The 14,274-nt window shown below is 46.3% G+C and carries 9 protein-coding genes and 6 tRNA genes; 8 read left to right on the top strand and 7 right to left on the bottom strand.

Going from position 1 to position 14,274, the window contains the following annotated elements; all coding sequences use genetic code 11:
• Positions 1 to 15: 15 nt before the first annotated feature.
• On the top strand, positions 16 to 513 hold the full coding sequence (locus L4C36_RS01675; protein ID WP_428476048.1) for a DUF3299 domain-containing protein: 498 nt from the start codon (positions 16 to 18) through the stop codon (positions 511 to 513).
• A gap of 57 nt (positions 514 to 570) precedes the next feature.
• Here the strand turns inward: L4C36_RS01675 and L4C36_RS01670 are convergent, their stop codons facing one another.
• The 7 genes from L4C36_RS01670 to L4C36_RS01640 form a co-directional block, all read right to left on the bottom strand.
• Complete coding sequence (locus L4C36_RS01670) at positions 571 to 1,719, bottom strand: S-(hydroxymethyl)glutathione dehydrogenase/class III alcohol dehydrogenase (protein ID WP_428476047.1); 1,149 nt, start codon at positions 1,717 to 1,719, stop codon at positions 571 to 573.
• 360 nt (positions 1,720 to 2,079) lie between these two features.
• A tRNA-Val gene (locus tag L4C36_RS01665) sits at positions 2,080 to 2,155 on the bottom strand.
• A 51-nt stretch (positions 2,156 to 2,206) separates the two neighbouring features.
• Positions 2,207 to 2,283: transfer RNA gene (locus L4C36_RS01660), tRNA-Val, on the bottom strand.
• 34 nt (positions 2,284 to 2,317) lie between these two features.
• Positions 2,318 to 2,394 (bottom strand) — tRNA-Val (locus L4C36_RS01655).
• A gap of 9 nt (positions 2,395 to 2,403) precedes the next feature.
• Positions 2,404 to 2,479 (bottom strand) — tRNA-Val (locus tag L4C36_RS01650).
• A 50-nt stretch (positions 2,480 to 2,529) separates the two neighbouring features.
• Positions 2,530 to 2,606: transfer RNA gene (locus tag L4C36_RS01645), tRNA-Val, on the bottom strand.
• A gap of 34 nt (positions 2,607 to 2,640) precedes the next feature.
• Positions 2,641 to 2,717 (bottom strand) — tRNA-Val (locus L4C36_RS01640).
• Between the two features lie 639 nt (positions 2,718 to 3,356).
• On the opposite strand from L4C36_RS01640, the gene L4C36_RS01635 reads away from it, so the two are divergent.
• From L4C36_RS01635 to L4C36_RS01605, 7 genes are all read left to right on the top strand, one after another.
• Complete coding sequence (locus tag L4C36_RS01635) at positions 3,357 to 5,489, top strand: type I secretion system permease/ATPase (RefSeq protein ID WP_428476046.1); 2,133 nt, start codon at positions 3,357 to 3,359, stop codon at positions 5,487 to 5,489.
• Positions 5,479 to 6,846 (top strand): HlyD family type I secretion periplasmic adaptor subunit, encoded by a 1,368-nt coding sequence (locus L4C36_RS01630; protein ID WP_428476045.1) that lies wholly within the window; start codon positions 5,479 to 5,481, stop codon positions 6,844 to 6,846. Before L4C36_RS01635 ends, L4C36_RS01630 begins: the two co-directional genes overlap by 11 nt.
• Positions 6,847 to 6,888: 42 nt before the next feature.
• Positions 6,889 to 8,193, top strand: coding sequence for a TolC family outer membrane protein (locus tag L4C36_RS01625; protein WP_428476044.1), 1,305 nt, complete (start codon positions 6,889 to 6,891; stop codon positions 8,191 to 8,193).
• Between the two features lie 3 nt (positions 8,194 to 8,196).
• Positions 8,197 to 8,808 (top strand): OmpA family protein, encoded by a 612-nt coding sequence (locus L4C36_RS01620; RefSeq protein ID WP_428476043.1) that lies wholly within the window; start codon positions 8,197 to 8,199, stop codon positions 8,806 to 8,808.
• A 43-nt stretch (positions 8,809 to 8,851) separates the two neighbouring features.
• Positions 8,852 to 9,484, top strand: coding sequence for a transglutaminase-like cysteine peptidase (locus tag L4C36_RS01615; RefSeq protein ID WP_428476042.1), 633 nt, complete (start codon positions 8,852 to 8,854; stop codon positions 9,482 to 9,484).
• 1 nt (position 9,485) lies between these two features.
• A complete protein-coding gene (locus L4C36_RS01610) occupies positions 9,486 to 11,405 on the top strand; it encodes a bifunctional diguanylate cyclase/phosphodiesterase (protein ID WP_428476041.1) in 1,920 nt (639 codons plus the stop codon).
• A gap of 15 nt (positions 11,406 to 11,420) precedes the next feature.
• The coding region (locus L4C36_RS01605; protein WP_428476040.1) for a retention module-containing protein at positions 11,421 to 14,274 on the top strand (2,854 nt) is incomplete at its 3' end.

Raw genomic sequence — 14,274 nt, 5'->3', positions numbered from 1 at the left:
GGTATGAATACAAACATGAAAAAAATACTGTTATCACTGCTGTGTGTCATGGCCACGCTTGTTCCGACGATCAGTTACGCCTCTGACGATCTACTTGTTTTAGATTGGATTGATTTAGTGCCAGAAAATGAGCGCAACCAATTTGAATTGAACGGCATGCCAATGATTGATCACTCAGGGGAGCAGGTTCAGCAATCGACGGTCGGAAAGGTGAGGCCGGAGTTAAACGGGAGTACTGTGAAAATTCCTGGCTTTGTTATTCCTTTAGAAGGTGATGATAAAGTCGTGACAGAGTTTTTATTGGTGCCTTACTTTGGGGCATGTATCCATGTGCCCCCGCCGCCAGCAAACCAGATTATTTATGTGAAATTTCCCAAAGGGGCGCCAGTACAAGCGTTATGGGATGTGATTTATGTGATTGGTAGACTGAAAACCGTTCACGTTAGCCATGAATTGGCAGAAGTGGGTTACGTCATCGAAGGGACAGGCATCGCGGAATATGATGATATGTAATTGATGGGTTGGTATAGCTAGCGTGATGAGCCTTCCGAAGAAGGCTCATCGACAAGCTTACTTATCCATATGTAGAACAGTACGGATAGATTCACCTTTGTGCATTAGCTCAAATGCTTCGTTAACGTCTTGTAGACCCATGGTGTGTGTGATGAATTCTTGCAGACCGAACTCACCCGCCATGTAACGGTTAACGATTTCTGGTAGTTCAGAGCGGCCTTTAACACCACCGAAAGCAGAACCACGCCATACACGACCGGTTACTAGCTGGAATGGACGGGTTGAGATCTCTTGGCCTGCACCAGCAACACCGATGATAACAGATTCGCCCCAACCTTTGTGGCAGCATTCAAGTGCTTGACGCATCACGTTAACGTTACCGATGCACTCAAATGAGTACTCAACGCCACCGTCCGTCATTTCAACAATCACATCTTGGATTGGCTTGTCGAATTTCATTGGGTTGATACAGTCAGTCGCACCCAATTGTTTCGCAAGTTCGAATTTGCTTTCGTTGATATCAATACCGATGATGCGATTTGCACCCGCCATGCGCGCACCAATGATGGCAGAAAGGCCGATACCGCCGAGGCCGAATACAGCCACGTTGTCGCCTTTTTCAACTTTCGCTGTGTTTAGTACTGCGCCCATACCCGTGGTTACGCCACAGCCAAGTAGACACACTTCTTCAAGCGGTGCTTCTTTGTTGACTTTCGCCAGTGAGATTTCAGGCAGAACCGTGTACTCAGAGAACGTAGAACAACCCATGTAATGGAAAATGGTTTCGCCATTAATAGAGAAACGGCTAGTGCCGTCAGGCATTAGGCCTTGGCCTTGCGTTACACGAACCGCTTGGCAAAGGTTTGTTTTGCCAGACTTACAGAATTTACATTCGCCACATTCTGCGGTGTACAGCGGGATAACGTGGTCGCCAACTTCAACGCTTGTCACGCCTTCGCCGATCATCTCAACGATGCCGCCGCCTTCGTGGCCAAGAATAGAAGGGAAGATACCTTCAGGATCGTCACCAGATAGAGTGAAAGCATCAGTGTGACAAACACCTGTCGCAACGATGCGAACAAGCACTTCGCCCGCTTTAGGAAGCTGTACATCCACTTCTTCCATTTTTAGCGGTTCGCCAGCTGCCCAAGCGACCATTGCTTTCGATTTAATGTGTGTCTGACCGGGTTTGATTTCAAGTGCCATTGGAGAGTCCTTATTGCTTATGTCTTGACAGACAAATAAGCAGAAAAAATAGGGTAGCATAAGCATATACAAGCGTCGTTGAGTTCACTCACTCGCGCTCTTGCCTTGTTGGTGGGCAGTATAGGGGATTGTGGACATTTGATAATCCCATGAAAATGAAAATGAATATTACCTATATGTAATAATACACTGACTTCGAAGGAAGCAAATGACTGTTGATCGTCATACGTGGGATGAACAGAAAAAGCGGGGGAGGGGATGATGGTAATGGTAGAAAGGTGTACAAGGGTAAAAGTAAGCTAATAGTCCAAACGCAAAAAAGCCTGCTCAATGAGCAGGCTTTTCTACTTCTTACGAAAATGGTGGGCGATACCGGGCTCGAACCAGTGACCCCCTGCTTGTAAGGCAGGTGCTCTCCCAACTGAGCTAATCGCCCTTAATAATCGCGTTTGGGATGTTTCTAATGAAACGGTGCGACTATCAAATTTGGTGGGTCTAGGCGAACTCGAATCGCCGACCCCTACCATGTCAAGGTAGTACTCTAACCAACTGAGCTATAGACCCAAATTTGCGCATCTTACTGGTTAGGAAAGATGTTTGGTACGACCGAGTGGATTCGAACCACCGACCCCCACCATGTCAAGGTGGTGCTCTAACCAACTGAGCTACGGTCGTACAATAAAATGGTGGGCGATACCGGGCTCGAACCAGTGACCCCCTGCTTGTAAGGCAGGTGCTCTCCCAACTGAGCTAATCGCCCTCAATAATTGCATTGGGGTGTTTCCAAAGAAACGTGCAATTATTGGAATTTGGTGGGTCTAGGCGAACTCGAATCGCCGACCCCTACCATGTCAAGGTAGTACTCTAACCAACTGAGCTATAGACCCAAATTTTTTCATCTTACTGGTTAGGAAAGATGCTTGGTACGACCGAGTGGATTCGAACCACCGACCCCCACCATGTCAAGGTGGTGCTCTAACCAACTGAGCTACGGTCGTACAGTGTTCTCAAGGAACGTTGAGCATATTAGCGAGTGATGATCGTCGGCGCAAGCCTTTGAACAGGCTTTTTTTACCCATTGCACATCGTTTGCTTATGCTTTGAGCGGCAAGGCTTTTTTATGAACGATGTGCGGGTAAATTTACGTGATTTGAATCACATAGGGGGAGGGTGAGGTTTTTATGGCTGTTGAAGACAGCCATAAAGTCATAGACGAACGGATAGTCTTACATATGGCGATAGGTGAAGCATATTATATCGCCCGTTTGCTTTTATTGAGTGTGTGGTTAATTATTTGACTATTGAAACCAAGTGAATATGCTACAAATTTGACTCATAACCAAGTTGTCGAAGTGAATTAACAAAAAAATATACAATTAAAGTCAATATACTCATTATCTATTTTTTACCTGTTTTATAGCGCTAAGCGACTTTAATGCTAATTAATAAATGCCATTAAGGGATTCAATATTCCCTATGTGTTGCTTTGTTGCATTTTATGGTTTGGGTGACCGTATAATAAATGCATGGGCTAGTAAGTAATAGCGCTAACAACATCGTTCAGGAGCAAGACAGAAGGAAAAAAACAGGTAATATAAGCGTCAAGATAGTGACGCTTATTGATAAGGAGGGTGAATATGAAAAACGATAATCATGTATCAGAAACATTGACGGATGCTGTTCGATTAGTGACAGCGTATTTTAATTTGGCATATTCACACGAATTATTAGTATCTGGTATTCCGATGCCTGATGGTGTCTTTCATTATTCTCAGCTTCCACCGGCAGTAAAAAATCTTGGATTGGAAGCCAAATTGGTGCCTTTTAATGTGGATGCTCTGATCCAATTGGCATCACCCTTTATTGTTATTAATGACAATAAAGGCATGGTCATTACGCAGATCAATAAAACAGAAGCGACATGCTTAACGTCACACGGACAAATAACGATGTCTGTGGCGGCATTAAGCCAAATGACTCAGCAAGATGTTGTCGTATTAAAAGCATTACCGGTAATAGAAGAAAGAGCACGTGTCAGTGACAAGCCAGCACTGACAGAACATTGGTTCTGGGGGCCAATATTGAGTGCAAAGCGCATTTATATTGATGTCTTTGTCGCCTCTATATTGATTAATCTGTTTGCCCTGGCGACGCCGCTGTTTACCATGAATGTTTATGATCGTGTGGTGCCGAATTTAGCCTTCGATTCATTATGGGTGTTGGCGATTGGGGCGGTGATCGTATTTGTTTTTGACCTAATACTCAAATTAATGCGTAACTGGTTTGTTGATTTGGCGGGAAAAAAAACGGACATATTGATGTCTGCTGATATTTATGCGCGCACTCTGGGCATGAAGTTGAAGCACCGCCCAGAGTCAGTGGGTGTTTATAGTCGACATTTGAATGAATTTGAATCGGTACGTAGCTTTTTAGCGTCCAGTACGATCACGGCGTTGATTGATTTGCCTTTTGCGGTATTCATGTTGATTGTATTGACAATGATTGCAGGCCCTTTAGTGATAGTACCGATCGTTGCGATGCTGATCGTCGCACTGGCCAGTTTTTTAGTCCAAGCCCCGCTTAATCGCACGATAGATGAGTCAAACCAGCTGTCGGCACAGAAAAATGCCAACTTGTATGAAAGCTTACACGGTATCGAAACCGTGAAGTTGCATGGGGGCGAAGGGCAATATCAATTTAAGTGGGAACAATCTGTCGGCCACATGGCGACATGGGGCAATAAAACCCGCTGGCTATCCAGTGCGGTACTAACGTTTGCCGGGTTTGCACAGCAGTTGGTCAGCGTTGGATTGATTGTCTTTGGTGTGTATTTGTTGGCAGACAATGCGATTTCAATGGGGGCGATCATCGCATCTGTGATGCTTTCGGGCCGTTGTTTACAGCCGATGTTACAACTGGCGGGGCTAGCGACACGCTATTCGCAGGTGATCACGTCATACCAGCAATTGAACGACATCATGGCGACACCGCAAGAACAAGAGCCGCAACGTCGTTATCTCCATGCTGAGCAACTGAATGGCAACGTGGCTTTTCGTAATGTCAGCTTCCGTTATGACGATGATGCACCAAATATCCTGTCTAATGTTTCTTTCTCCATCGCAAAAGGGGAAAAGGTCGCCATTATTGGCCGCATTGGTGCTGGAAAAACGACCGTTGAAAAGTTACTGCTTAATCTCTACCAGCCGTCGAAAGGGATGATCCTGCTTGATGACATTAATATCGCACAGTACAACCCCAGCTTTGTTCGTAAGCAAATCGGGGTAGTGCCACAGGATATCAATCTATTCTACGGCTCCATTCGTGAAAATATCATGCTGGGCGAACCCGCCATATCGGCTTCAGCCGTTCAGCGCGCCGCTGAAATGGCAGGCGTGACAGAATTTACGCGTAACGATGCAGAAGGTCTTGATCGTCAGGTTGGCGAAGGGGGCCGTTATTTGTCGGGTGGTCAGAGACAATCTATTGCGTTAGCCCGTGCATTTTTGCGTACGTCGTCACTGTATGTGTTGGATGAGCCGACATCACAGATGGATTCGCGCACGGAAAATCATGTGAAGCAGCAATTATTGGGCTTAGCGGATGATCAAACTCTCCTTTTAGTGACCCATAAGACCTCTATGTTGGACGTGGTCAATCGTGTGATTGTGCTAGACCAAGGCCGTGTTGTCTTGGATGGGCCGCGTCAACAGGTGTTAGAGGCTTTGTCTGAAGGACGAGTTCGCCAACCAGGGAGGGTGCATGCAGCATAATGCCTTTTACAGTCAAACAGCTGCGGCTGTTATCTTGGATGTCCCTCAGCAGGCTCGTGCACTGGTTTGGGGCTCATTTGCGTTTGTCTTCGTCGCGATTATCTGGGCGAGCGTTGCACAATTGGATGAAGTTACCGTCGGTGTCGGTAAAGTGATACCGGCCGATCAAGTACAAGTGATTCAGAACCTTGAAGGTGGCATCGTTAAACACATTCTGGTGAAAGAAGGGCAGTCAGTCGAAAAAGGGCAGCCTCTGCTAGAAATTGATGACACGTTATTTCGTTCCGATTTGGTGGCGGGAGAAGGGGAAATCGCCAGCCTGAATGCGGCGGTGATCCGATTGCAGCACGAAGTTGAGAGTGTTCAGATCAGCCCCGTGAATCAACATAAGCAGTGGGAAAAAACGGTGTCGGTTTCGTTAGCACCGATTGCCTATTCCCCGTTATTCACTCAAGAACACACGGCGATAGTACAAGGTCAAGAAAGTGAGAAGAAAACCCGTTTAGCAAAATTGAATAATCAATTGCAGACGATTTCTCTTCAGGTCAATGAAAAGCAGCAGTCGATTAAAGAAACTGAGTCAAAAATTGCAACCTTAAAGCGTAGTGTTGATCTGGTGCGTCAAGAATTGGCGATGAGTAAGCCTTTAGCGGCAGAGGGCATTGTCTCTCGGGTGGATATTCTAAAGTTAGAACGCCAATTAAATGATCTTCGCGGCCAAGTGAGTCAGTTAACGTTATCTGTGCCGAAATTGGAAGCGGAACAAATGGGGGCGATTACTCGCTACCGAGAAGCGGCATTTGTCTTTCGTAATGAAGCACAAGCTGAATTAAATGACTTAAACGAAAAACTCAGTGCCGTCACCGCAACCTCTGTAGGGCTTCAAGACAGAGTCAAACGAACCATGGTGGTATCACCGGTTGACGGCATTGTTAAAACGTTAAACATCAATACGGTTGGCGGGGTCATTCAACCCGGCATGGAATTACTTGAAATTGTGCCAAGTCAGGATTCTTTATTGATTGAGGCCAATATAAATCCGAAAGATATCGCATTTATTCGCCATGGTTTAGAAACCATCGTTAAATTCACCGCATATGATTTTACAATATACGGTGGCTTGAACGGTGTGGTTGAGCATGTTTCAGCTGACACCATTCAGGATGAAGAAGGCAACGAATTCTATATTGTTCACGTAAGAACATATACCAACGAGTTATCGTCAAGGGATAAGCAATACAAAATTATTCCGGGAATGCTAATTCAAGCAGACATTATGACCGGTAAAAAAACAGTAATGGATTACTTACTAAAACCATTGCTGAAAGCAAAACAAAGTGCATTGAGAGAGCGCTAACCACGTTTTGTTTTTTAGGTGATTGAGTTTCATGGAGAGATTATGAAAAAGCAGGTGTTATCATTAGTGATAGGGGCATTATGTGTTCCTACCTCATGGGCAATGTCTTTAGAAGAGGCCGTGTCACAAGGTTTGGCAACAAGCCCAGAAGTTAAAGAAGTGGTTGCAAGCTACAATTCACGTCTTGCACTTACTGATCAAGCTGTCGCAGATTACCTGCCTTCATTAGATTTATCTGGCGAAGTGGGTTATCAGCGCCGAGAGAAAGATCGTGATACGTACAGTTCGACGGAAGACCTCACTGCTAGCCAAGTGTCTTTACGTTTACGTCAGCTTATCTTTGATGGCTTCGGTGTGAGTTCGAATATCGACCGCACAGAAGCAGAAGCTGAGGCGGAGCGTTACCGTATTTTATATTCCGCCGAGAATTATGCATTGAGTGTGTCGAATGCGTATCTTAATGTGTTGCGTGAAGAAAAATTGCTGGTGTTGGCCGAGTCAAACCTCAAAACGCATTTAAAGTACCAACGTGACATCACGAAAAAAGTGAAGTCGGGGTTGAGTTCTACGGCAGATGTTTCGCAAATCAACGGCCGTGTGGCCCGTGCACAAGCCAATGTGTTGTCAGCACGAAATAACCTGATTGACGTGAATGACCAATTTCTACGCCTCGTGAATGCATGGCCAAAAGATCTCGTGCAGCCTGATGTGGATGATCGTTTTTTGCCAGCCAGCCTAGAAGAAGCATTGACGTTTGCGAAAGAAAATAATCCTACCGTGTCTTCCTCTTCTAAAGATATCGATGCAGCCAAATCTGCGTATAAAGCGTCTAAATCGGGCTACTACCCAGAGATTGATGTCTATGTTGAACAGCGCTTGAGTGAAGACTATGACGGCACGCGTGGCAGTGATGATGATTTCAGCGCCATGGTGCGTTTGAATTACAACCTGTTTGGTGGTGGGCGTGATACTGCGAAAGTAGCGGAGTCTGTTGCGCGTTTAGATCAGGCGAAAAACGTCAGTGAAAACACCGTGCGTCAGGTAGAAGAAGGCACGCGCCTCGCCTGGAGTGCGGTGGATATTCTTAATCAACAAAAAGTGTTCTACCGCCAGCATGTTGAGCAAAGTTATCAAACGCTTAAAGCGTATCAGCGTCAGTTTAAACTTGGCTCACGTTCACTTTTGGATGTGTTAAACACGGAAAACGAATTGTTTGAAGCAAGAAAGTCGTTTGTGACGGCGGATTATCAACACATCGATTCACAGTATCGTTTGTTGAATGCAACGGGCCAGTTGCTGGATGCTTTATATGTCAACACGCCAGAAGAATGGGAAAAAGGAGAATAAGCGATGACAAATAAGGGACTCGTACTTTCATTGCTCACCGGCAGTTTGTTATTAACCGGCTGTGCCAGCGAGCCAGTAGGTACGTCTGCAGAGCAAGTGGCGGATCAGTTAGATAATGACTTCGATGGCGTGATTAATGAACGCGATAAGTGTCCGGATACCTTACTGGGCGCGACAATCAATAATGAAGGTTGCCCTGCATTGGTGTCGAACGCCAAGAAAAATGATTTGATCGTGTTATTTGAGCATGACTCTTCATTGATTGATGCGGTACAGAAGGTAGAGATTAACCGAGCTGTGCAAAAAATGCTGCAAAACCCACAGCTTATGATTGTACTTGAAGGGCATGCCAGTGCCTCTGGTGCGTCTGATTACAATGAGCGTTTGTCGAAATCTCGTGCATCAGCCGTACGCAAATCATTGATTGCACAAGGAGTGGAGAGTAACCGGATCAATATTAAGCCATTGGGTGAGTCAAAGCTGTTGCTGAAGGATGAAACTTTACAGGCTGAATCACTAAACCGCCGCGTAACGGCGCAGTTTAAGCTGATGGATGAAGCGACTGATCTCAAGTGGCATATTTATTCGATGGAGCCTCCTCGAAGCGGGGTGTAAATTGAGGCGCTTGATCATCGTTGCTCTTTGCGCTGGCATATTAATGAACCGTGCCAGCGCGATCAGAGAGCTAGACAGCATCGACTTAGCCAATGCCGTGTCTGTCTATGGGCACACGGCGGAGGCGCGCATTCTTGCATGGAAAAACATCGTGCATGATTTGCTACGCGCTCCCATTCCTGAAATACAACAACTTAATACCGTTAATGCGTTTTTTAATCAGTTAGTGTTTATTGATGATGAAAAATTATGGGGGCGAGAAGATTATTGGGCGACACCCATTGAATTTCTAGGTGCAAAAGGCGGCGATTGCGAAGATTTCAGCCTAGCTAAATATTTCACGCTACGTGAATTGGGTATTTCTGATGAAAAAATGCGGCTAATTTATGTTAAAGCGACGTCGATAAATCAATTTCACATGGTACTGGCCTACTACCCAGAAAAACATGCGGTACCGTTGATTCTTGATAATTTAGACGGTGAGGTGCAATTAGCCACGCAGCGTGAAGATTTAGTGCCCATATACAGCTTTAATGCCGATCATCTTTGGCTCATGAAAGAACGAGGAAGAGGACAACTTGCAGGCACGGCATCCAGATTGAGTAAATGGACAAAAATGCGAGATAGGTATAGCCGTGGTGAGCTTCAAAAGCCTCTGATTAATTTGAGTGAATAATATGAGTTTGTACAAAAGAATTCTGATTTCCGTATTAAGCGTTTTTGCGGTGTTGTACGGCATTGTATTTTATATTCAGTACACATCGGTTAAAAACTATCTGCACGAGCAGCAAGTGAACACGGTAAATAATACCGTCAGTTCACTGTCTCTGATTATTCCTCACCAGCATGAAGAAAATGGTAATTCAGGGGTGGAAGCCGCTATCTTTGCTGCGTTTGACAGTGGCTATTACAAAGAAATCAGTTTCCTTCTTTATAAAGAGGATGACTACATTACCCGTTTAGCCAGTAATGATAAAAATCATGTTCCCGCATGGTTTGCGGATTCTTATGGCTTCAATGAAGTCAGAGAAAGTGTGGTGATTACGTCTGGCTGGGCGCAAGTGGGAGAGCTGGTAGTCGTCAGCAATACCAGTATGGCGGAAGACCAATTATGGAAAAGCACATTAGATTTATCGATGTGGTTTTTCGCTGCCTTTTTAGCAACCGCGTTAATTATCAATCGTATTATTACCTATATTTTACGGCCGCTTTCCGCGCTGACGCATTATGCTGAACAGCTTGGAAACAATGAATTCGAAGCGCATGTCTCTCAAACCACCGTGTCTGAATTAAAGACATTGAATCAGGCCATGCAGAAGATGGCGTCGAAGTTGAAATCGGAGTATGAGCGTCAGCAGCATGTGGTGAAAAGCCTGCGTATGCAAGTGCAACAAGATGGCGTGTCTGGTCTAGGTAATCGTGGTCATTTCACTGATCACGTTTCGTCGTATTTGAATGAGACCAAGACCTGTACGGCATTCTTGATTGCTTGTGACAGTTTAGATGACATCTATCAGGTGTATGGCTTTGAAGCCCGTGACAAAGTGGTGAAGCAGATTGGTTGCTCTCTAGAGTCGCTGATGAGTGATGCCAATGTCGTAGCGTTATCACGGATTTCGGCTGCAGAATTCACGGTGTGTTTATCGCGTATGTCTGTGATGGAAGCTGAAAAGCTGGCGAAGCAAATACATATTGCCGTAAAGAAGACCTTTGCACCGTATACCGAACTCACCGATATTAAGGTGCATATTGGTGGCGCTGTTACGGATTCAGCCACCTCTCCTACACAATTGCTCTCTATGGCGGATAATGCACTTCAATCGTCAAAAGGCTTGGTGTGGGGGTACAGTATTTTTCAGGATGATCAATCTGCCTTGACTAAATCGGCGTGGTTGAAAAAAATCCAGTTTGCTATTGAACACAAAAATTATCAGTTACGCAGTATTCCGACGTTGTCATTGACGGATAAAAAGATCGTCCATGATGAGGTTTTCATTTCAATTTGCGACGAAGACACGGTACACAACGCTGGCGAGTTTATTCACATCATCGAGCAACATCAATTATGTGCTATCTTTGACCGTTCCGTGGTGGAGTATATTATCGCGACGGTGACTGATAAGAGAAATATCGCAATTAACTTAATGGTCAATACTTTTACAAACGCATCGTTTGTAGACTGGGTTGAGAGTGCATTACAAAAAAAGAAGCATGCATTCAATAATTGTACCTTTGAAATACCGGAACAAGCATTTATTCATTTCGATAGCAATATAAAAGAATTTATCGCGATACTGAATAAGCACGGTATTAAATGGGGCGTGGACAATTTTGGCCGTCATTATAAATCACTGGATGTCGTCGTTCAGTATAAGCCGCATTATGTGAAATTAGATTATTTGTATGTGTCAATGCTGTCTCGTCAGCAGTCATGTGCAGAACTTATAGAAGCAATCATTAAATCAGCGCATAACATCGATATCGATGTTTATGCGACAAGAATTGAAAATAACGTTCAAAAAGCGAAATTTATTGAGCTTGGTGTGGATGGTTATCAGGGATATATCACAAAGTCACACACGACTGTGACTGAGTAAGGTGGATGGATTTTTATGGAATTACAAACTTTTTCTAAAACAGCTGTCATTGAGAACGTAGAAGGTCGCGTCTTTTATGTTGATGCGAATGGTGTGCAGATTTTTGTAAAGTCGGGTGATCTGATCCCTGCCGGGTCGGTGGTGGTGAGTCTTTCCGGTGCTGAATATGAAATTCATTCATCCAGTGGTCAGTTCCGTGTCGCAGGGCAGTGTGCAACTTGTGACGATGATGATCGTGGTTTTGTTTCTAAAGCGTTGGCATCGGATGATGAAATCGCGAAATTGCAGAACGCCATTCTAGCGGGTGCCGATCCAACAGAAGATTTTGAAGCCCCTGCGGCGGGGATGGCGGTTTCGTCGACCAATGCCGGGTTTGTTGAAATTACGCGTTTGAATAGTCAAACCATCGCGGAAGCGGGTTACGACACGGGGAATATTTTCCTCGATGGCTATGACGTTGAGTTGAAAAGCACGGACTCCGATGACGATGGCCCAGATTTTGCCATCACACTGCACGGACCGATTACCGATGACAACATTATCAATGAGGCTGAAGCGTCAGAGAATATTACGATTAGCGGTTCTGTGTCGGGCGGCGTGAAGCCGGGTACTGAAGTGATTGTAACGGTAGGTGATGAGACCTATGTTGCGATTGTGGATGACGAGGGGAATTTCTCGGTGTCGGTGCCGGGCTCGCAGTTAGCAGAAAATACGGAAGTCTCAGCCGAACTGGCGGCTGATAGCGATGTCAATGATGAGATCGAATATGAGGTGGACACGGAGATCTCGGTGCCTACCGTTTCTTTGAATCCAGATTCAAACAGTGGTGATAAAGACGATCAGATCACCAATGTGACACAGCCAACGTTAGATCTTGGCAACATCGACGATGACATTACCCATGTAGAAGTCACGCTCACTGGCCCTTCTGGTACGATCACGGGTGAAGCGGTTGAAACCGATGATGGATGGGTGTTTATCCCTTCTGAACCTCTAGAAGATGGCGATTATGATGTCACCATTACAGTGACTGATGAGGCCGGAAATACGGCCACCAGTGAACTAGACGATCCACTGACTATCGATACCGTTGCCACTCCGCCAAGCATTACGTTTGAAGACCCTGGTGCAGATGGTATCTATAACCAAGCCGAACTCGGTCCGGATGGTACGGTAACCGCAACGGTAACGTTGCCGGATGACTTTGACCCAAGTAAAGACAAGCTCGTTATTAATGGTGTTGAACACCCTTTGACGGACGATGAAATTGCAGCGGGTAAAGTTGACATTCAAGTTAACCCGAATGAGACGGTGACAGGACAGATTACCGATGCGGCGGGTAATACGTCTGATTTGGCGTCTGAAACTGCACCGGATGCCGATATTGTTTGCCCGGCACCAAGCGTTGAATTCGTCGGCGATACGAACGGCGATGGTATTTTCAATCTTGATGAAATTGGCGTTGATGGCACCATTACCGCAGAAGTCACACTTACTGATGGCACAGAAGTCGGCGACCGTATCATTATTAAAGACACAAATGGCTCGATTCTTGTCGATCGCGTGATTACCCAAGATGATTTGAATAATGGTATTCAGGTCGAGGTGCCGGTTGGTGCCGGCAATAATGTGGGTGTCACGGCGCAAGTGGAAGATGCCGCTGGCAATATCTCTCCAGAAGCCAGCGACAATGCGCTGGTTGATTCAGAGGCTGCACCGGCACCATCGGTAGAGCTGCTAGGCGACACTAACGGTGATGGCGTCTACAACAGCGACGAGCTGGGCGCTGACGGTACCGTGACCGCAGAAGTCACTCTGGCCGCAGGCACCGAAGTCGGCGACCGTGTGATCATTAAAGATACAGACGGTTCAATCTTGGTTGACCGTGAAGTGACGGCTGAAGATTTAGCAAACGGCATCCAGGTTGAAGTATCGGTTGGTACCGGTAACAACGTGGAAGTGACCGCACAGGTCGTGGATGCTGCTGGTAACCCATCGCCAGAAGTGAGCGACAATGCGCTGGTTGATTCAGAGGCTGCACCGGCACCATCGGTTGAGCTGCTAGGCGACACTAACGGCGACGGCGTCTACAACAGCGACGAACTGGGCGCTGACGGCACCGTGACCGCAGAAGTGACATTGGCCGCAGGCACCGAAGTCGGCGACCGCGTGATCATCAAAGACACCGATGGCTCAATCTTGGTTGACCGTGAAATTACCCAAGCCGATCTCGATAACGGTATTCAGGTTGAAGTCTCGGTTGGGGCGGCTAACAACGTGGAAGTGACCGCACAAGTGGTGGATGCCGCAGGCAACCCATCGCCAGAAGTGAGCGACAATGCACTTGTGGATGATGTGGCAGCACCAGCCCCATCGGTAGAGCTACTGGGTGATACCAATGGTGATGGCGTCTACAACAGCGACGAGCTGGGCGCTGACGGCACAGTCACCGCAGAAGTCACTCTGGCTGCGGGCACCGAAGTCGGTGACCGTGTCATCATTAAAGACACCGACGGTTCTATTCTCGTTGACCGTGAAATCACTCAGGCAGATCTTGATAACGGTATCCAAGTTGAAGTATCGGTTGGTACAGGTAACAACGTTGAAGTGACCGCACAAGTGGTGGATGCCGCAGGCAACCCATCGCCAGAAGTGAGCGACAATGCGCTGGTTGATTCAGAGGCTGCACCGGCACCATCGGTAGAGCTGCTAGGCGACACTAACGGTGATGGCGTCTACAACAGCGACGAGCTGGGCGCTGACGGTACCGTGACCGCAGAAGTCACTCTGGCCGCAGGCACCGAAGTCGGCGACCGTGTGATCATTAAAGATACAGACGGTTCAATCTTGGTTGACCGTGAAGTGACGG

It is taken from the genome of Photobacterium japonica (assembly GCF_050337005.1).
Taxonomy (GTDB): Bacteria; Pseudomonadota; Gammaproteobacteria; order Enterobacterales; family Vibrionaceae; genus Photobacterium; species Photobacterium japonica.
This window is presented reverse-complemented; position numbering and strand designations above follow the sequence as displayed.